Annotated in this window: 16 protein-coding genes, 1 tRNA gene and 1 other RNA gene; 10 read left to right on the forward strand and 8 right to left on the reverse strand. The window is 70.4% G+C overall.

Annotated elements, in window-relative coordinates:
* Positions 1-119: 119 nt before the first annotated feature.
* From C8E83_RS01025 to C8E83_RS01040, 4 genes are all read left to right on the forward strand, one after another.
* Positions 120-2,297 (forward strand): adenylate/guanylate cyclase domain-containing protein, encoded by a 2,178-nt coding sequence (locus C8E83_RS01025; protein WP_147430040.1) that lies wholly within the window; start codon positions 120-122, stop codon positions 2,295-2,297.
* Positions 2,298-2,583: 286 nt separating this feature from the next.
* Entirely contained in the window at positions 2,584-3,750 is a 1,167-nt protein-coding gene (locus C8E83_RS01030; RefSeq protein WP_425454773.1) for a mechanosensitive ion channel domain-containing protein, read from the forward strand.
* A 9-nt stretch (positions 3,751-3,759) separates the two neighbouring features.
* Positions 3,760-5,124 (forward strand): cystathionine beta-synthase, encoded by a 1,365-nt coding sequence (locus tag C8E83_RS01035; RefSeq protein WP_121368027.1) that lies wholly within the window; start codon positions 3,760-3,762, stop codon positions 5,122-5,124.
* 38 nt (positions 5,125-5,162) lie between these two features.
* On the forward strand, positions 5,163-6,314 hold the full coding sequence (locus C8E83_RS01040) for a cystathionine gamma-synthase (protein ID WP_121368028.1): 1,152 nt from the start codon (positions 5,163-5,165) through the stop codon (positions 6,312-6,314).
* A gap of 43 nt (positions 6,315-6,357) precedes the next feature.
* Here C8E83_RS01040 and C8E83_RS01045 read toward each other — a convergent pair whose 3' ends face one another.
* A complete protein-coding gene (locus tag C8E83_RS01045; protein WP_170159806.1) occupies positions 6,358-6,885 on the reverse strand; it encodes a DUF4279 domain-containing protein in 528 nt (175 codons plus the stop codon).
* 79 nt (positions 6,886-6,964) lie between these two features.
* Between C8E83_RS01045 and C8E83_RS01050 the strand changes: the two genes are divergently transcribed.
* Positions 6,965-7,999, forward strand: coding sequence for an LCP family protein (locus C8E83_RS01050; RefSeq protein WP_170159807.1), 1,035 nt, complete (start codon positions 6,965-6,967; stop codon positions 7,997-7,999).
* Between the two features lie 6 nt (positions 8,000-8,005).
* On the opposite strand, the gene C8E83_RS01055 is transcribed toward C8E83_RS01050, so the two are convergent.
* Positions 8,006-8,575 (reverse strand): TetR/AcrR family transcriptional regulator, encoded by a 570-nt coding sequence (locus C8E83_RS01055; RefSeq protein ID WP_121368031.1) that lies wholly within the window; start codon positions 8,573-8,575, stop codon positions 8,006-8,008.
* A gap of 233 nt (positions 8,576-8,808) precedes the next feature.
* On the opposite strand from C8E83_RS01055, the gene C8E83_RS01060 reads away from it, so the two are divergent.
* The gene (locus C8E83_RS01060) at positions 8,809-10,041 is read left to right on the forward strand and encodes a multidrug effflux MFS transporter (protein WP_121368032.1); all 1,233 of its coding nucleotides are present in this window, start codon (positions 8,809-8,811) and stop codon (positions 10,039-10,041) included.
* 66 nt (positions 10,042-10,107) lie between these two features.
* Entirely contained in the window at positions 10,108-12,138 is a 2,031-nt protein-coding gene (locus tag C8E83_RS01065) for a helicase HerA-like domain-containing protein (protein ID WP_121368033.1), read from the forward strand.
* A 40-nt stretch (positions 12,139-12,178) separates the two neighbouring features.
* On the opposite strand, the gene C8E83_RS01070 is transcribed toward C8E83_RS01065, so the two are convergent.
* The 3 genes from C8E83_RS01070 to C8E83_RS01080 form a co-directional block, all read right to left on the reverse strand.
* Positions 12,179-12,805: a hypothetical protein gene (locus C8E83_RS01070; protein ID WP_121368034.1), complete on the reverse strand. Its 627-nt coding sequence runs from the start codon at positions 12,803-12,805 to the stop codon at positions 12,179-12,181.
* 145 nt (positions 12,806-12,950) lie between these two features.
* The gene (locus C8E83_RS01075) at positions 12,951-13,352 is read right to left on the reverse strand and encodes an RNA-binding S4 domain-containing protein (RefSeq protein ID WP_121368035.1); all 402 of its coding nucleotides are present in this window, start codon (positions 13,350-13,352) and stop codon (positions 12,951-12,953) included.
* A 9-nt stretch (positions 13,353-13,361) separates the two neighbouring features.
* The gene (locus tag C8E83_RS01080; RefSeq protein ID WP_211331640.1) at positions 13,362-14,015 is read right to left on the reverse strand and encodes a hypothetical protein; all 654 of its coding nucleotides are present in this window, start codon (positions 14,013-14,015) and stop codon (positions 13,362-13,364) included.
* Between the two features lie 53 nt (positions 14,016-14,068).
* On the opposite strand from C8E83_RS01080, the gene C8E83_RS01085 reads away from it, so the two are divergent.
* The gene (locus tag C8E83_RS01085; protein WP_121368036.1) at positions 14,069-14,545 is read left to right on the forward strand and encodes a MarR family winged helix-turn-helix transcriptional regulator; all 477 of its coding nucleotides are present in this window, start codon (positions 14,069-14,071) and stop codon (positions 14,543-14,545) included.
* Between the two features lie 184 nt (positions 14,546-14,729).
* Here C8E83_RS01085 and C8E83_RS01090 read toward each other — a convergent pair.
* Positions 14,730-14,817: transfer RNA gene (locus tag C8E83_RS01090), tRNA-Ser, on the reverse strand.
* Positions 14,818-14,924: 107 nt separating this feature from the next.
* Between C8E83_RS01090 and pta the strand changes: the two genes are divergently transcribed.
* Complete coding sequence (gene pta, locus C8E83_RS01095) at positions 14,925-17,084, forward strand: phosphate acetyltransferase (protein WP_121368037.1); 2,160 nt, start codon at positions 14,925-14,927, stop codon at positions 17,082-17,084.
* Entirely contained in the window at positions 17,081-18,274 is a 1,194-nt protein-coding gene (locus tag C8E83_RS01100; protein ID WP_121368038.1) for an acetate/propionate family kinase, read from the forward strand. Before pta ends, C8E83_RS01100 begins: the two co-directional genes overlap by 4 nt.
* A 13-nt stretch (positions 18,275-18,287) precedes the next feature.
* Here the strand turns inward: C8E83_RS01100 and C8E83_RS01105 are convergent, their stop codons facing one another.
* Together C8E83_RS01105 and ffs are read right to left on the reverse strand one after the other, a co-directional pair.
* A complete protein-coding gene (locus C8E83_RS01105; protein WP_121368039.1) occupies positions 18,288-18,965 on the reverse strand; it encodes an SDR family oxidoreductase in 678 nt (225 codons plus the stop codon).
* A 131-nt stretch (positions 18,966-19,096) separates the two neighbouring features.
* Positions 19,097-19,193, reverse strand: an RNA gene (ffs, locus tag C8E83_RS01110) — signal recognition particle sRNA small type.
* Between the last annotated feature and the right edge of the window lie 319 nt (positions 19,194-19,512).

The following is a 19,512-nucleotide window of genomic DNA, read 5'->3' on the forward strand; positions in this document are numbered from 1 at the left end:
CGGGATGGTTTGTACCCCGAACCGTCCTGCATTCGACCGTACCGAAGGCGCAGGAGCAGTGGTAATCATTGCTCAGGGGCACTGAGACCCACTCATGGATGTCCCCCGAGGGAGTCGACGTGAGCCAGGATTCCGCAGTCAGCAGCCCCGTTCCGCACCGCCGATTCCGGTGGCGAGCCCTGTTCGGGCGCGGATCGCTCGACATCCAGTCGAAGCTGCTGATCATGCTCCTGGCCGTGAGCGTCCTCGCGACGCTCGTCGTCGGAGCGATCGGCTACGTCTCGGGGCGGAACTCGCTCGAGCGGGCGGCCTTCCAGCAGGTAACGAACCTGCGTGAGTCGAGGTCGTCCGAGCTCAAGCGGACGATCGCCGAGATCCAGCAGGACGTGATCCTCGACAGCCGCAACCAGAGCGCGATCCAGGCGACCACGGCCTTCACGAACGGCTTCGACGCCCTCCAGAGCTCGCACATCAGCGCAGACCAGACGTCGGCGCTCTCGTCGTTCTACGCCGACGACTTCGCGCCGGCGCTGGAGAAGAACAGCGGGCAGACCACCGATCCGAGCCTGTTCGAGCCCACGTCGAACGCCCAGAAGTACCTGCAGTCGTACTACACGGTCCCGTTCAAGCTCGACTACGACAACGCCCTCGCGGTCGACGACGCGGGCGACGGCAGCGCCTGGTCGGCCGCGCACGCGAAGTACCACGACTACTTCCGAGAGCTGGTGAAGCAGGCGGGCTACGAGGACGTCCTGCTGCTCGACACGAAGGGGAACGTGGTCTACAGCGCGTACTCGGGCGTCGACCTCGGCACGAACGTGCTGACCGGGCCGTACTCGAAGTCGAACCTCACGACCGCCTACAACGCGTCGCTCCGCTCCAACTCCGTCGACTCGGCCGTCACCGCCGACTACGCGGACTACCAGCCCTCCCTGGACGCACCGACCGCGTGGGTCGCGTCTCCCGTCGGCTCCGGCGCGAACGTCGAGGGAGTGCTCGCGATCCAGGTTCCGACCGCCACCATCAACGCCGTCATGACCGGCAACGGGCAGTGGAAGAGCGACGGTCTCGGCGACACGGGGGAGGCGTACATCGCCGGGCCCGACAAGCTCATGCGGTCGGACTCGCGCGAGCTCCTGCAGCACCCGAAGGAGTTCGAGAAGGACGCCGTCGCGAACGGCACGCCGGTGGCCACCGCGAAGGAGGAGGTCGCGCGGGGGAGCAGCGTGCTGCTGCAGCCGGTCAACACCACCGCGGTGAACGACGGGTTGAAGGGCAGGAGCGGCACCCTCATCGACAGCGACTACGTCGGCCACCAGGCGCTCGTCGCCTACGCGCCGCTGTCGCTGAACGGGCTCAACTACGTCATCGTCGCGAAGATCAAGGCCTCCGAGGCGTTCGCGCCCGTGACGACGTTCACTCGCAACCTGGCGCTGTCGATGGCGGCGATCATCGTCATCGTCACGCTGCTGTCGCTGCTCCTCGCGCAGGTGTTCATCCGGCCGGTGAGACGCCTGCAGTCGGCGGTGAACCGGGTGAGCGCCGGCGACATCGGCGCCGAGGTGGAGACCAGGGCGGGCGACGAGTTCGGCGACCTCGGCATTTCGTTCAACGACATGAGCCGGAGCCTGAAGCTGAAACAGGATCTTCTGGACGAGCAGAAGGCCGAGAACGACCGGCTCCTGCTCACCCTGATGCCGGCCGACGTCGCCGAACGCTACAAGCAGGGCGAGGAGACCATCGCCGAGGACCACGCGGACGTCTCGGTGGCGTACGCCGACATCGTCGGCTTCGACGAGTTCGCGCGCGGCAAGAAGTCGGGCGAGGCGCTGGTCGCCCTCAACAGCATCTGGAAGCAGTTCGACGAGGCGGCCGACCGGCTGGGCGTCGAGAAGGTGCGGTCGACGCAGCGCGGCTATCTCGCCAACTGCGGCCTGACCGTGCCGAGGGTCGACAACGCCCGCCGCATCGTCGACTTCACGCTCGAGCAGCAGGCGATCGTCGAGCGGTTCAACGTCTCCACCGGGACGAAGCTGTCGCTGCGCGCGGGCCTCGACACCGGAAGCGTCACCAGCGGCCTCATCGGCCGCACGAACCTGGTCTACGACATGTGGGGCGACGCCGTGAGCCTGGCCTTCCGGGTGCAGGGCACCGGGGCGGTGCCGGGCATCTACGCCACCCAGCGCGTCATCGACAAGCTCGGCGACAGCGTCGACTCGACCGAGGAGGGCAGCGTGGAGACCTCGACCGGGCCACAGCGCGTCTACCGCATCGCAGGGGAGTCGAACCGTGCCTGAGCTCTGGCGCCAGTCGTGGTTCTGGCCGGCCGTCTTCGTGGTGGTCGGCCTCCCGATCCTGCTCATCGTCCTCACCGAGCTGGCGTCGAGCCTCGAGCGGCGCGGAAACGGCATCGCGTCGCTGGTGCGCCTCGCCCGCAACTTCGTCGTGCCGACGGCCGCGGTCGCGGTGCTGCTCGCCGAGATCACCAAGGCGGTCGGCTCGACCGACTTCACCTGGTCGAAGCTCGTCACGACGCTGTTCGGGTTCCTCGCCCTGCTGTTCATCCTCAACACGTTCAACCTGGTGCTGTTCAGGAACGCGAAGGAGGGCTCGTGGCGCGAGCGACTGCCCTCGATCTTCCTCGACATCGCGAGGATCATCCTCATCGCGATCGGTCTCGCGATCCTGTTCAAGCTGGTCTGGGGCACCGACGTCGCCGGGCTCTTCACGGCCCTCGGAGTCACGTCGATCGTCCTCGGCCTCGCGCTGCAGGGAGCGATCGGCAGCGTCGTGTCGGGCCTGCTGCTACTGTTCGAGCAGCCGTTCCGGCTCGGCGACTACCTCGACGCCGGAGGCACGCGCGGCCGGGTCGTCGAGGTCAACTGGCGCGCCGTGCACATCGACACCGGCAACGGAATCCAGATCATCCCCAACGCGTCGCTCGCCGGCTCGTCGTTCACCAACCTCAGCCTCGGCGGCCGCGCCTTCACGGTGTCGACGAAGGTCACCTTCACCACCGACGACCCGCCGGCCGAGGTGGTGGCGCTGCTCGTCGGCGTCGCCTCCGGGCTGCCGTCGCTCTACCCGAAGACGACCCCGGTGGCGGTGCCGCTCGGCGGCTCGGACTACGAGCTCTCGTTCGAGGTCCGCGGCCCCGGTGTCGAAGGCGAGGCGTTCGCGATGTTCCGCAGCAGGATCTGGTACGCCGCCCGGCGAGCCGGTCTCGGCCTCGACGGCGACACCACCGACGCCTTCGTGACACCCGAGCGCACCCAGGAGGCCCTCCGCCAGATCTCGCCGCTCTTGCACCTGACCGGAGACGACTCGACTGCGCTCCTGCCCGTCGTGCACCTCGAGCGCTACGCCGCCGGCGAGACCGCGGCGCAGGGCGGCGTGATCCCCACCTCGGTGCAGTTCATCCTGCGAGGCGTCGCCACTCTCGGGGTGCCGCTCGCCGACGGCGGACTCCTGCCCGCGGGCCGCATCGAGGCCGGCGACTACATCGGGCAGACGGCCCTGACCCGGGAGCCCCTGTCGATGTCGGTCGTCGCCGCCACGGAGCTCGCCGTGCTGCGCATGCCGGTCGACGTGCTCGACGCGCTCGTGCGGACGAGGCCCCGCCTCGCGCGCGAGCTCGGCGAGGTGATCGAGCGGCGGCACCGCATCGCCCGGGACGCGCTCGCCGCGGCGACGCCGTCCGAGCTCGGCACCACACGTCTCGCCCCGTCACACTCCAGGGGCGCTCGTTAGACTCGCAGGGTGAAGTTCGCCAAGACCGTCATCGACCTCGTCGGCAACACTCCGCTCGTGCAACTCAACAGTGTCACCGAGGGGATCTCGGCGACCGTCCTGGCGAAGGTCGAGTACCTCAACCCCGGCGGCTCGTCGAAAGACCGCATCGCGACGCGCATCATCGACGCGGCCGAGCGCGACGGTCTCCTGAAGCCCGGCGGCACGATCGTCGAGCCGACGAGCGGCAACACCGGCGTCGGGCTCGCGCTCGTCGCCCAGCAGCGCGGCTACCGGTGCGTGTTCGTCCTGCCCGACAAGGTCGGCGAGGACAAGCGGAACGTCCTGACGGCCTACGGCGCCGAGATCGTCGTCACCCCGACCGCCGTCGCGCCCGACAGCCCCGAGTCGTACTACAGCGTCTCCGACCGACTCGTGGCCGAGATTCCCGGCGCCTTCAAGCCGAACCAGTACGAGAACCCCAACGGTCCGCTCAGTCACTACGAGACCACCGGCCCGGAGATCTGGCGCGACACCGATCAGAAGATCACGCACTTCGTCGCGGGCGTCGGCACCGGGGGCACCATCTCGGGCACCGGCCGCTTCCTCAAGGAGGCGTCGAACGGAGCCGTGACCATCGTCGGCGCCGACCCCGAGGGCAGCGTCTACTCGGGCGGCACCGGTCGCCCCTACCTCGTCGAGGGCGTGGGCGAGGACTTCTGGCCGGGAGCCTACGACGGCTCGGTCGTCGACCGGATCATCGCCGTGTCGGACGCCCGCTCGTTCGACATCACGCGCCGCCTCGCCCGCGAAGAAGGCCTGCTGGTCGGCGGCTCGAGCGGCATGGCCGTCGCCGCCGCGCTCGACGTGGCGCGCGAGCTCGGCCCCGACGACGTCGTCGTCGTGCTCCTGCCCGACTCGGGCCGCGGCTACCTCGGCAAGATCTTCAACGAGAAGTGGATGCGCTCCTACGGGTTCAGCCAGGAGTCCGACGAGCGCACCGTCGGCGACCTCATCGCGTCGAAGTCCGGCGAGCTGCCCGACCTCGTGCACGCGCACCCGTCCGACACCGTCCGCGACGTCGTGCAGATCATGGCGAAGTACGGCGTCTCGCAGATGCCGGTCCTCTCGGCCGAGCCGCCCGTCGTCATCGGCGAGGTCGTCGGCGCGGTGGAGGAGAAGGCGCTGCTCGAGCAGGTCTTCTCGGGAGAGGCGCAGATGACCGATCCGATCGAGCGCTTCACCGGCGCGCCCCTCGCGCTCATCGGCTTGAACGAGCCGATCACCGCCGCCCGCCGCGCCCTCGAGCAGAGCGACGCGCTGCTCGTGACGAGCGACGGCAAGCCCGCCGCCGTCATCACGCGGCACGACCTCCTCGCCTTCTTGTCCGAATAGGACAGCCTGTCCGCCTCACACCCCTCTAGGACTCTTCCGTGACCTCCTCCTTCGAGACCCGCGCCATCCACGACGGTCAGGCGTTCGACCCGACCACGGGCGCCGTCGTCCCGCCGATCTACCAGACCTCGACGTTCGTGCAGGACGGCATCGGCGGCTTCCGCTCCGGGTACGAGTACGGCCGGTCGGCGAACCCGACCCGCGACTCGCTGCAGACGGTGCTCGCCTCCCTCGAGGGCGGATCACACGCGTTCAGCTTCGCGTCGGGGCTGGCTGCCGAGGACTCGCTCCTGCGCGCCGTCCTCTCGCCCGGTTCGCGCGTCGTCATGGGCAACGACGTCTACGGCGGCACCCACCGCCTTGTGAACCGGGTGTGGCGTCCGTGGGGCGTGGACCTCGTCACCGTCGACATGAGCGACCTCGACGCCGTCCGCGCCGTCGTCGCGGCCGCGCCGACCACCGTGCTCTGGGTCGAGACGCCGTCGAACCCGCTCATGAAGATCTCCGACATCGCGGCCCTCGCGTCGATCGGGCACGACGCGGGCGCGCTCGTCGTCGTCGACAACACGTTCGCGTCGCCGTACATCCAGCAGCCGCTCGCGCTCGGCGCCGACGTCGTGGTGCACTCGACCACGAAGTACCTCGGCGGTCACTCCGACACCCTCGGCGGGGCTCTGGTGCTGCAGGATGCCGAGCTGGCCGAGAAGGTCGGCTTCATCCAATTCGGCGTCGGCGCGGTGTCCGCTCCCATGGAGGCCTGGCTCACGGTCCGCGGCATCAAGACCCTCGGCGTGCGCGTCGACCGGCACTCCGAGAACGCGCAGGCGGTCGCCGAGGCCGTCGTCGGCCACCCGGCGGCGGCGCAGGTGTTCTACCCGGGCCTGTCGTCGCACCCAGGCCACGAGCTGGCCGCCCGTCAGATGAAGCGCTTCGGCGGAATGCTCTCGGTGGGGCTCGCCGGGGGAGCGGCGGCGGCGCGGCAGTTCGCCGAGGCGACGGAGATCTTCCAGCTCGCGGAGTCGCTCGGCGGCGTCGAGTCGCTGATCGGCTACCCGACCGCGATGACCCACGCGTCGGTCATCGGCACCGAGCTCGAGGTGCCCGACAACATCGTACGGCTCTCCGTCGGCATCGAGTCGGTCGACGACCTCGTCGCCGACGTCGTGCAGGCCCTCGACCGCGTGCAGTAGGCCGCCGCTGCGCCGCGTCGGCCGCGCCGCGCCGAGCGTCGTTCTATGCGCGCGGCCGCCGCGCGCGCTCGCTCGGCCATGGCCAGTCGTCGTCGGGCCCGTCCTGCAGCACGTACTGGTCGAGGTCGATCTCGGCGCCGATCCGGCCGAGCAGCGCTACCCACTCGGCCGAGACGCCGCCGCCGTGGCTCTGGAACGCTCGCCCGTCGAAGTAGCGCACGATCGATAGCGCCCGGTAGGGCTCGGCGGGCAGTCGCGCGACGTTCTCGAGCGCCGGGGCGTGGCGGGTGTAGAGGTCGTCGAGGTGATCCCACTCGAGGTCCCGGCTCGACAGCGTGGAGAACACCGACCATCGGCTGAACCGCCGCACGCGGTCGGAGGTCGCCCCGAGTTCCGGGGGCGGGTTGTAGTCCGGAGGCCACGGCCAAGGCTCGCCGATGCTCCAGGAGCGATCGGGGTCGGTGCCGAGGATCGACGTGATGTCTGCCGCCGACAGAACTTCGCTCGTGATCTCGAAGCTCACCCTGATGCGGTCGTCGGCCGGCGGATCGGCCTCGTCGTCGTCGCTCATCTCGGCAAGACTATCTCCCGCAGCAAGAGGAATGCATGTAGAATGTTGCATTCATGCAGCCGACGAGAGGGACGCCACGATGCCGCACGCAGACAGCGCTCCGACGCGCGCGACGACGAGGCGCGGGCGCCGGCGACGCCGCGCCGTGCGGCGGGGGCTCATCGCGGCGGCGGTGGTCGTGGCGCTGCTGGCCTCGGCCGTGGGAGCGGGGGCGCTGCTCCTGCGGTCCGAGGTCACGAAGAACGTCACAACCCTCCCCGCAAGCCAGGTCTTCCCCGACGAGGCGCAGCGGCCGGCGCCGTCGAAGGGGGCGAAGAACATCCTGCTGCTCGGCTCGGACTCTCGGCAGGCGAGCGACCAGCACGACCTCGACGGCGCCGGCGGGCAACGCTCCGACGTGATGATGCTTGCGCACATCCCGGCCGACCGCTCGGGCGTGCAGATCATGTCGATCATGCGCGACACCTGGGTCGACGTCCCGGGCCACGGGCAGGCGAAGATCAACGCGGCGCTCGCCTGGGGCGGCGTGCCGCTGACCGTCCGGACCGTCGAGAACCTGCTCGGCGTCCGCATCGACCACGTCGCCATCATCGACTTCGCCGGGGTCGAGGGCATCACGACCGCGCTCGGCGGTGTCTGGGTCGACAACGCGATGCCGTTCACGTCGGGCGGGCACTTCTTCGCTGCGGGCCCGATCGAACTCGAGGGGCCGCTCGCTCTCCGCTACGTGCGAGAGCGCCACGCCTTCGCCACCGCCGACTATCAGCGGGTGCAGAACCAGCAGGCGCTGCTGAAGGGGATCCTCGATCGCGCCGTCAGCCGCGACGTGCTCGGCGACCCGCGTCAGCTCCTCGGCTTCGTCAGCGAGACCTCGAAGTACCTCACCGTCGACAGCGGATTCACCACCGGCGAGGCGGCGTCGCTGGCCTACAGCCTCCGCGGCATCGACGGCAGCGCCATCGCGTTCTTCACGATGCCGACGGCGGGCACCGGCACGTCGGCCGACGGGCAGTCGATCATCAGGCTCGACCCCGGCGCCCTGGCGAAAGTGCGCTCGGCTCTCGCCGGCGATTCACTGCAGGAGCTCGCGAAGAGCCCCTCGGCTGATCGGTGACGGCGCCTAGTCCCACCACGTCGGGAACATCAGCATGATGTTGTCGACCAGCGCCTTGCGGCTCGCCCGCTTGCCCGTCAGCCAGTTCTCGATGACGCCGACGAGGCCGTGCGCCACGAACCCCGCGGCCAACGGCTCGGACAGTTCGCCGGGGCGCTTCGCCGACGCGCGCGAACGCTCGAGGTGGCCGAGAGACGACACCTCGAAGTGGTGCGCCAGGACGCGGTGCGTCGACGCATCGAGAGCGTCGGGCAGTGCGAGGCGGTAGATGTCGCGGTACTTGACCACGTGGTCGACCACGCGCTCCATGCCCTTTCGCGTGATGGCGGCCTCGTCGAGGCCGCCCTGCTCGCGGAGGGCGAGGTCGTCGGCACGGATCTGATCGAGCTCGGGCGTCAGCACGTCGACGAGCAGAGCCCCCGGCGATGTGGCGTGGCTGTAGAAGGTGGCCCGGTTGATGCCCGCGGCCCGAGTGACGTCGGCGACGGTGATCGACGACACCGGTGTCGCCGAGGCCAGTTCGACGATCGCCGCGTGAAGCGCCTTCGTCGTCTGGACGATTCGTGCGTCGACCATCGTCGGTCCTCCCCATGTTCGTTCGGTGCCCGAAGCCTAGCCCTCGGGGCTGTGCACGAGCAGTCGCCGATTATGCCAGGTCGGGGCCTGTTTTGCTCGCGCGGTCGAAGGGCGCACCACTAGCATTGAACGAACGACAGTCGTCGACTTGTCGTCCCTTTCCTCCGCATCGTCACGATCACTGACGTGCGCCCTGGCGTGTGAGCGCTCACTCTCGATCCTGAAGGACCACCGTGACCATCGTCGTTCATCCGGGCGACTCCCTGACCGCGCGCCAGCGACTCGTCTACGTCGTCGTCCTCGGCGCTCTCACCGCTCTCGGCCCCGCGACCATCGACCTCTACCTTCCGTCGTTCCCGTCGCTCGAGGCGGACTTCCAGGTGAGCACGGGCGTGATCCAGCTCACCCTCACGGCGACGACCATCGGCTTCGCCCTCGGGCAGCTGCTCGTCGGGCCGTGGAGCGACAAGGTCGGCCGCCGCACCCCGCTCATCGTGGCGAGCGCCGTGCACGTCTGCGCGAGCCTCGGCGCGGCGACGGCGCCGAGCGTCGAGGTGCTGGGCCTGTTCCGGGTGCTTCAGGGCATGGGCGCGGCGGCCGGCGGCGTCGTCGCGATGGCGCTCGTGCGCGACCTGTTCGGCGGGCGGCCGCTGGTGAAGATGCTGTCGCGCCTGGCCATGGTGAACGGGCTGGCGCCGATTCTCGCGCCGGTGATCGGGTCTCAGATCCTGCGCTTCACGTCGTGGCGGGGCATCTTCGTCTTCCTCATGGCCTACGGCGTGCTCGTCGTGCTCGCCGCCGTCTTCTTCATCGTCGAGACCCTCCCGCCGGAGCGCCGCCACGAGGCCGGCCACACGACGCTGCGGCAGCGCTACCGCGTGCTCTTCCGAGACCGGGTGTTCGTCGGCGTCGCCATCGTCGGGGCGATGGTGTTCTCGGGGTTGTTCGCGTATCTGGCGACGTCGTCGTTCCTGTTCCAGCAGGTCTACGGGCTGACCGCGCAGCAGTTCGGCGTGCTGTTCGCCATCAACTCGCTGGGCGTGGTGGTCGGCGTGCAGGTCTCGTCGAGGCTGGCGCAGCGGTACGGGCCGCAGTGGATCCTCGCCTGCTCGACCTCGGTGATGATCCTCGCGGCCGCGACCATCGTCGCGCTCGACTCGGCGCACCTCTTCGGCCTCGCCGGAGTGCTCGTGCCGCTGTGGATCTTCATCGCCTCGTGCGGCTTCTCGTTCCCGCAGGTGCAGGTTCTCGCGCTCGCGAACCACGGCAAGGAGGCCGGCACGGCGGCGTCGCTCCTCGGGGCGCTCAACTTCGGTCTGGCCGGCCTGATCTCGCCCGTCGTCGGCTTCATCGGGGTGTCGACGGCGGCGCCGATGGGTGCGGTGATGGTGTGCACGACGGCGATCGCGATCCTGAGCCTGTGGATTCTGGTGCGTCCGCGGACGGTGCCCGAGCTCGGCCACTGACGCCTGCGCGGCGTTTCGGCCGCTCCAGGGGGTGCGTGGGCGCGGGCTGACTTCTAGAGTGGCGACATGAGCGACGTTCAGAACGCGCAGGCGGCACTGGAGGCGGCTGTCGCGGCCGCCGAGAAGGCGAAGGCCGAGGCGGACGCCGCGCTGGCCAGAGTGCAGCAGCTCGCGGCCGACGCTGCTGCGGCGGCGCAGCAGGCGGCGGCGGGCACGAGCGCGGCGGCTGCGGTGGCGGCCCAAGCGCCGGCCCCGGCAGACGAGGGCGCGGCCCCGGGGGCGCAGGAGCCCGCCGGCACACCCGCCCCGGTCGAGTCTGCGGCGGCTCCTGCGCCCTCGGCCGACACCCCGGCACCACCGCCCGCTGCGCCGGAGGCCTCGGCCGCCGGCCCCCTCGCCGCGCCCGCCGTCGACGCGATCCGCGCCGGGTACGCGTTCGACGGGCCCGCCATCGAGGTCGGCGCCCTCGTCAACGGCGACGCGCGGGCGGACGTGCCCGTGCGGATCCCGCTGGCGATGATGAACCGCCACGGCCTCGTCGCCGGCGCCACCGGCACGGGCAAGACCAAGACCCTGCAGGTGCTCGCCGAGCAGCTGTCGGCCGCCGGCGTGGCGGTGTTCGCCGCCGACATGAAAGGCGACCTGTCGGGCATCGCGACGCCGGGGGAGTCGAACCCGAAGCTGCTCGAGCGCACGGAGGGCCTCGGCCAGCAGTGGACTCCGCGGGCGGCTCCGACCGAGTACTACGCGCTGGGCGGTAAGGGCACGGGCATTCCCGTGCGGGCGACGGTGGCCGGCTTCGGGCCGCTGCTGCTGGCGAAGGTGCTCGGGCTCAACGACACGCAGGAGTCGAGTCTCGGCCTCGTCTTCCACTACGCGGAGCAGGCCGGGCTCGCGCTGCTCGACCTGAGCGACCTCCGCGCCGTGCTCACCTACCTCACCAGCGACGAGGGGAAGGGCGAGCTGGCATCGCTCGGAGGCCTCAGCTCGCAGACGGCGGGCGTGATCCTGCGCGAGCTGATCACCTTCGCCGACCAGGGCGCCGACCAGTTCTTCGGCGAGCCGGAGATGGACACCGCCGAGTTCCTGCGGATCGCCCCCGACGGGCGCGGCGTCGTGAGCCTGCTGGAGCTGCCCGGGGTGGCGACGCAGCCGGCGCTGTTCTCGACCTTCCTCATGTGGATGCTCGCCGACCTCTACAACGACCTGCCCGAGGTGGGTGATCTCGACAAGCCCAGGCTCGTGTTCTTCTTCGACGAGGCGCACCTCCTGTTCACCGGAGCCTCGAAGGACTTCGTCGCGCAGATCACCCAGACCGTGCGGCTGATCCGCTCGAAGGGCGTCGGCATCGTGTTCGTGACGCAGACCCCGAAGGACGTGCCGAGCGACGTGCTGGCGCAGCTCGGCTCCAGGATCCAGCACCAGCTGCGGGCGTTCACCCCCGACGACGCCAAGGCGCTCAAGGCGACGGTCTCGACCTACCCGAAGAGCGGCTACGACCTCGGCGAGGTGCTGCAGTCGCTGGCGACCGGCGAGGCGATCGTCACCGTCATGAACGAGAAGGGCGCGCCGTCGCCCGTGGCGTGGACCAGGCTTCGCGCACCGCAGGGATCGATGTCGCCCACCCCGACTCCGGCGATGGAGGCGGCCGTCGCGGCGTCGCCGCTGCTCGCGACGTACGGCACGGCGATCGACCGGGAGTCGGCGCGCGAAATCCTGACCGCCAAGCTCGAGTCCGCCTCGGCAGCGGAGGCGGCCCGCGTCGCCGCGACCGAGCAGGCCAAGGCGCAGGCGGAGGCGGAGAAGGCCGCGGCCGCCGCGGCGAAGGCTGACGCAAAGGCCCAGGCCGACGCGGAGAGGGCCCGGGCCGCCGCGCAGAAGGAGTACGAGCGGCAGCAGCGCGAGTTCGAGAAGGCCGAGAAGGCGCGGCGCACCGCGGCCTCGCGCTCGACCACCACCCGGTCTCGCTCGACGTCGTCGCGCTCGCGGTCGTCGGCAGGCGACTCGCTCATGGGCGACCTGCTCGGCTCGAGCGCGAGCCAGAAGATCATGACCGAGGTGGTCAAGGGGATCTTCGGCACGCTGCGTCGACGCTAGCCGCGCGCGTCACCTCTCGACGAGGTGCTACACGCGGGTGCTACCTCTCGACGAGGTGCTGGACTCCCATGACGAGCAGGCCCACGGCGATGGCGCCTGCGCCGATCATGACGAGCCGGAACACCCGGGTCGCGTACCAGCCGCGCGCCATCGGGAACATCTCGTAGTAGTCGCCGCGCGAGAGCGGGAGGTCGTCGACGACGACCTGCACCTCGAGCGCCTCGGCGACGCGGACGATGTCGGCCTTCGACCAGAACAGCCCGTTCATGCCGTAGAGCCGGCGACCCTCGGCGTCGAGCACGAGCATCTGGGTCAGCGAGTCGTTCGACGATCCGCGGTAGACGCGGTTGAGGACGACGTGGTCGATCTCCGACCGCTCGATCGACACCGACGGCAGCAGCATGCGCCGCTTCACCAGGTGCGTCGGCGTGACCGCCGCGAAGACGAGCTTGTAGCGCAGGAACACCACGAAGAACGCGCCCGTCACGGCGGCCTCGGTGCTGAGCACGGCGGGCAGCGCCTCGCTCTCGACGGTGAGCCACAGCAGAGCGGCGAACACCGGCAGCAGGCTGCTCGCCCCCGAGACCAGCGCTGTGCGCCCCAGAGACTGGAGCGGTGTCGTGTAGATCGTGAACCCGGTTCGGTCGGGCCCGCGGGTGATGGTCATGCTTCCCCCATGGAATCGGAGCCTGCGCCTCCTCCACCCCTGGGGAGACGCCCTGGCTGGTACCACCGTAGGGCAGACCACCGTCACGGCGGACCGCCCAGTTCGGGTGGTATCCGACCAGCCGGTATGTTCTGTCGGGACGATCTCAGTCGTCGTCCGCGGCGCCGAACATCGTGTCGCGGAAGCGGTCCATCTCGCGCCGGTCGCGCTTCGTCGGGCGCCCTGCGCCGCGGTCGCGGAGCGGGATGTAGAGGAGCTCCTCGCGCTTCGGCGGGGGCGGGCTGGCGTCGATCAGTGCGGTGGCGGCGACGGGGGCGCCGACTCGCTTCACCAGGATCCTGCGGACCGTGACGATGCGCTCCCATCCCTCGATGCGCGTGCGGATCTCGTCGCCCGGCCGCACCGGCTGCGCGGCCTTCACGCGCTCGCCGTTGACGCGGACGTGCCCGGCGCGGCAGGCCGCGGTGGCCGCCGACCGCGTCTTGTAGATGCGCACGGCCCACAGCCACGCGTCGACGCGGGCGCTCGTGGGTTCGACGGCCGGCATCCGGTCATTTTACGTCCGCGTCGCGCGCCTCACCTCTCTGCGATCACGAGGGAGGAGGAAGCCGAGGGCGATGAGCCAGGCGAGCCCGGCGAAGCGGCCGATCGGCAGGAGAGCGTCGAATCCCGGCCACAGCAGAGCGAGGAAGGAGACCTCGGCGACGGCGGCGATCACGAGGCCCGCGGCGGCGAGAGGGCGCGGCACGAGGTGGAGGATGAACGACGGGACCGCTGCTCCTGCGACCAGAAGCCCCAGCCCGCCGACGAAGCCGACGCCGCCGAGCGCGAAGGCCACGTCGCGCACCAGGGTGATCGTGCCGGTGGTGACCGCGTGACCCGCACGGAGCGAGGGCGCACCGGAGCGGCCGATCGCCCAGGTGACCAGACCCGAGACGGCGAGCAGCACCGACGCCGAGATGCCGCCCACGAGGGCGATGTTCGGGCCGGGAACCCGGATTCCGAGGCGCAGGAGCCGGGCGTAGACGGTTGCGGCGTAGATGCCGAGGGGCACCGAGGCTGCGAACGTGAAGAAGCCGGTGAGTGTGTCGGACGCCGTGAACGTGGCGGCGGCCGCGACGGTGAAGGCGAGGCCGACGATCGCGAGCACACCGGCGGGAGGGCCGTCGGGTCGGCGTCGCGCACTGCGAGGTGGCTGGTTCTCGGTCATGCGCTGAATCATTCACCTTGTGAATCGTTCTGTCAATGACCTAAAGTGGGCGCATGCCTGAAGGAAACCGCCCGGCGCGGATCGGCTTCGCGCTCTCGCAGCTCGGTGCGCTGGCGGCCGGGATCTTCGCCGCCGAGACAGCGGCACTGGGGGTGACGCCGGCCGAGGCGGGCGTGGTGCGGATCATCGGCAGGTCGCCCGGCCTCAGCCAGCGAGAGCTCGCCGAGCGCCTCGGCACCGTGCAGAGCCGCGTCGTGGCCCTGGTCGACGGTCTCGAGCGTGGCGGCCACGTGTCGCGTGCCCGGAGCGCGACCGACAGGCGGGTGCAGGAGCTCGACCTCACGCCGTCGGGCCGCACCCTCCTCTCGGCGCTCCGTCGTGCCGCCGAGCGCCAGGATGTCGCTCTCACCGAAGGTCTCGCCCCCGAGGACGTGGCGACCCTCGCGGCTCTTCTCGCGCGCCTCACCGCCGCCCGCGCTCTGGACCCCGCCGTCCACCCCGCCTACCGTCCGCGCGCCAGCGCCGAGTGATCGTCGCCGGGAGAGGCTGTCGCCGGGCGCCCCCTCGCCGGCCGGCAGCGCAGCGTCCCGGCGCTTCAGCGCCGGGTGGAAGTGTCGCCGGGCAGAGCCTCGCCGGGCGTCCGCGGCAGCGGACCAGACCAGCACTGAGCCAGGCCCCTGGGAGGATGCGCAGCATCCGAACAGGGCAAAAGCATGGCGGAGAATGGGGGATTCGAACCCCCGAGGGCTTTCACCCAACACGCTTTCCAAGCGTGCGCCATAGGCCACTAGGCGAATTCTCCGTGGCGCCGGCTGCTTGTGGCGGCCGACGACCTAGAGAACTCTAGCCCAGGGGAGGGGTGGGGGGCGAACCAGCCATCGTTCATGTGGTGGCCGTACAGTTCTGAGCGTGTCGACTCGCATCTTCATCACCTCGGCTGAGGGTCATACCGGCAAATCGACGATCGCCCTCGGGGTGCTCGACACGCTGAGCCATGAGCTCGGCCGGGTGGGGGTGTTCCGGCCGGTGGCCCGGTCGGTGAGCGAGCCGGACTACGTGCTCGAGCTGCTTCTGGCGCACGACTCGGTGGATCTGCCGTACGAGCAGTGCGTGGGGGTCACGTACGACGAGGTGCATGCGGATCCTGATGCCGCTCTGGCCACCATCGTCGCGCGGTTCGCGGCGATCGAGCGTCAGTGCGACGCGGTCGTCATCGTGGGGTCGGACTACACGGATGTGGGCAGCCCGACCGAGCTGTCGTTCAACGCCCGGATCGCGGCGAACCTGGGCGCTCCGGTGCTGCTGGTGCTGGGCGGGCGGACCTCCGACGGCTCGCACGCGCGCACGGGCGCGGACATGCGGCAGGTGGCGGATGTCACGACGGCCGAGCTCCGGTCGGAGCACGCGAGTCTGCTGGCGGTGATCGCCAACCGCGCCGACCCCGAGCACCTCGACGAGATCGTCGCCGGGGTGCGCGAGTCGGTGGCGGCGTCGGCCGAGGGGGCCGAGCCGGTGCCCGTGTGGGCGCTTCCCGAGGACCGCGTGCTCGTGGCTCCGACCCTGCGCTCGGTGATGGACGCTACCGGGGCGCGCCTGGTGCGGGGCGACGAGGCCCTGCTCGAGCGAGAGGCCGTCGGCGTCGTCGTGGCGGCGATGTCGATGGAGAACGTCCTGCCGCGCCTCATCGAGGGCTCGGTCGTCGTGGTTCCCGGCGACCGGACGGACGTCCTCGTCGCGACCGTGCTGGCGCACGCATCGGAGACGTTCCCGTCGCTGGCGGGCATCATCCTCAACGGCGGCTTCGACCTCGCGCCGCAGGTGGTGCGGCTGCTCGGCGGCCTCGACAGCTCGCTGCCGATCCTCTGGAACGAGCTCGGAACCTACGACACCGCCCTCCGCATCACCGAGACGCGAGGTCGGCTCGCGGCCGACTCGACGCGCAAGTACGACCTCGCACTGTCGCTGTTCGAGACCCACGTCGACGGGGCCGCGCTGCTCGCCCTGCTTGAGGTGGCGCCGTCGCAGGTGGTCACGCCTCTCATGTTCGAGTACCAGCTGCTCGACCGGGCCCGCTCGATCCGGAAGCACATCGTGCTGCCCGAGGGCGACGACGACCGCATCCTGCGCGCCGCGTCGTCACTCCTGCAGCGCGGCGTCGCGAAGCTCACGCTCCTCGGCAACGAGTCGGCGGTCCGCGCCCGCGGCGCCGAGCTCGGCCTCGACCTGGCGGACGCCGACGTGCTCGACCCGAACGACCCTGCGCTGCAGCGCCAGTTCGCCGCCGAGTACGCGACCCTGCGCGCCCACAAGGGCACCACGGTCGACATGGCGATGGACACCGTGACCGACGTCTCGTACTTCGGAACCATGATGGTCAAGATGGGCCTCGCCGACGGCATGGTGTCGGGCGCGAAGCACACGACGGCGCACACGATCCGGCCGGCGTTCGAGGTCATCAAGACCCTGCCCGACGTGAGCGTCGTCTCGAGCGTCTTCCTCATGGCGCTCGCCGACCGCGTCCTCGTCTACGGCGACTGCGCCGTGATCCCCGATCCCACCGCCGAGCAGCTCGCCGACATCGCGATCTCGTCCGCGCAGACGGCGCAGCAGTTCGGCATCGAGCCGCGCATCGCGATGCTCAGCTACTCGACCGGCGACTCGGGCTCCGGCGCCGACGTCGACAAGGTCCGGCAGGCGACGGCACTCGTGCGCGAGCGCCGCCCCGACCTGCTCGTCGAGGGGCCGATCCAGTACGACGCCGCCGCCGACCCGACCGTCGCGGCGACGAAGATGCCCGACTCGCAGGTCGCCGGCCGTGCGACGGTGTTCATCTTCCCCGACCTCAACACCGGCAACAACACCTACAAGGCCGTGCAGCGCAGCGCGGGCGCGGTGGCGATCGGCCCGATCCTGCAGGGCCTCCGCAAACCGATCAACGACCTGTCGCGAGGTGCTCTGGTCTCCGACATCGTCAACACCGTCGCCATCACCGCCATCCAGGCCGGGACGCAGGAGCCGGGGTCACCCGCCGAAGCACCCGCCCCGACCCCCGAAGGAGCCTCGTCATGAGCGCCGTCCTCGTCGTCAACTCCGGCTCGTCGTCGTTCAAGTACCAGCTGATCGACCTCGACGGCGAACGGACGCTCGCGTCGGGGCTGGTGGAGCGGATCGGCGAGGAGGTCGGCGCCACGAAGCACAAGAACGCGCTCACGGGCGACGAGACGAGCAACGACTCGACTCCGATCCCGGATCACACGGCCGGCTTCGCCGTGATGCTGAAGGCGTTCGAGCAGCACGGCCCGTCATTCGACGAGCACCCGCTCATCGCGGTCGGCCATCGCGTGGTGCACGGCGGCTCGGAGTTCGACCGCGCCACGATCGTCACCCCCGAGGTCGAGCACGCGATCGACAGGCTCTCCGCTCTCGCGCCGCTCCACAATCCGGCGAACCTCGCCGGCATCCGCGCCGCGAAAACGGCGTTCCCAGACGCCCCGCAGGTCGCGGTCTTCGACACCGCGTTCCATCAGACGCTCGCTCCCGAGAGCTACACGTACGCCATCGACGACGCGCTCGCCCGCGAGTACGGCGTGCGGCGCTACGGCTTCCACGGCACGTCGCACAAGTTCGTCTCCGAGAAGGCGGCCGAGTTCCTGCGCAGGCCGCTCGCCGAGCTCAAGATGATCGTCCTGCACATCGGCAACGGCGCGTCGGCCACGGCGATCCGGGGCGGCCGCAGCATCGAGACGTCGATGGGCCTCACGCCGCTCGAGGGCCTCGTGATGGGCACGCGGTCGGGCGACGTCGACCCTGCCGTCGTCTTCCATCTCCACCGCGAGGCCGGCCTGTCGTTCGACGAGCTCGAGACGATGCTGAACAAGCGGTCCGGGCTCCTGGGCCTCACCGGCAACGGCGACATGCGCGACGTCCAGGACTCCGCGTCGCGAGGCGACGAGGTCGCAGAGGCGGCGCTCGCGGTCTACCGGCACCGGATCCGGCACTACGTCGGGGCGTACACCGCCCAGCTCGGAGGGCTCGACGCCATCGTGTTCACGGCGGGCGTCGGCGAGAACAACGCGCTCCTGCGGCGCCGCACCCTCGCCGGGCTCGAGTTCTTCGGCGTGCACATCGACGACGACCGCAACGAGCTCGCGAGCCGCGAGGCTCGCTTCATCTCTGAGGAGGGCGCGCCGGTGTCGGTGCTCGTCGTGCCGACCGACGAGGAGCTCGAGATCGCCCGGCAGGCCGCCGCCCTCGTCTGAGCCCTCTGGCAGGTCAGTAGCGGATCGTCACGAGGGCGTCGCTGATCGTCGCCTCGCCTGAGACGGTCTCGAACTGCGTGCGGACCGCGGTGCCCTCGTCGATCGCCGTCGCGACGATCGCGGCGACGTCGGCGCGGGGGATGCTGCCGCGCTCGAGGCGGCGGCCCACCGAGATGAGGCCAGTGGGCGCTTCGTCGGTGAGTGCTCCCGGCCGGACGATCGTCCAGTCGAGACCGTCGCGGGCGCGGAGGTCGGCGTCGGCCTCCGCCTTCGCGCGCAGGTAGACCTGGAACGTGTCGGCGTCGTCGGACGGCCACGCCGCACGGACCTCGTCGAACTCGTCGGCGTGCATCGCCGAGATCATGACGTAGCGGGTCACGCCCGCCTGCTCGGCGGCGTCGGCGAGCAGGATCGCGCCATCCCGGTCGATGGTGAGCTTGCGGGCGGCCCCACTGTTCCCTCCTCCGCCCGCGGCGAAGACCACGGCGTCGGCTCCGTCGAGGTGCCCGGCGAGGTCGGAGGCTTCGCAGTGCTCGAGGTCGAGTACGAGTGCTCGGGCTCCTGCGGCCTCGACGTCCGGCACGTGGTCGGGGTTGCGGACGATGCCGACGGGGTCGTGGCCGAGGTCGGCGAGCTGTCGCTCGAGGAGGAGGGCGATCTGGCCGTGGCCGCCCGCGATGACGATTCTCATGCCCCCACTCAACCCCGTGGCCCTGGGTGCGAACGAAAAGACTCCTCACGCACCCGCCACGCGAGGACGGCGAAGCCGGCCGCGCTAGCAAGCACTGCGATGGCGGGCCGCGCTTATTTCGAGCGAAGCGAAGAAAAGACTCCTCACGCACCCGCCAGAGCCCGGTTACCCTTGCTGCATTTCTGCCCTGGGGGAGTTGGCCTGGATGGCGCCACGTGAGGAGCCGGAGATCAGTGTAGCGGAATCGTGACTGGGCATTGCCCGGTAGACAGACCGGTCGGCACTTCTGCGGACACCACTCCTTTTGGGGGTACAAACGACCCGGTTCGGCCGGACACGTGTCTGAGAGTCTGTTTATGATGGGCGTCACGCACCACCTTCGAGGCCACTCACCACGGCTTCGCTGCACTCGCTCCTCACCAGGGCGTACCTCCCCTCACCAGGGAATCGCTGCTCCAGCCGGAGAAAGGATCGCGACTATGACGTCGCCTGCCAGGATCAGGACCTGCCGCCCACCGGGCACGCTTTCTCGCGCTCCGATCGGAGT

The sequence above is a fragment of the Frondihabitans australicus genome, assembly GCF_003634555.1.
GTDB classification, from domain to species: Bacteria; Actinomycetota; Actinomycetes; order Actinomycetales; family Microbacteriaceae; genus Frondihabitans; species Frondihabitans australicus.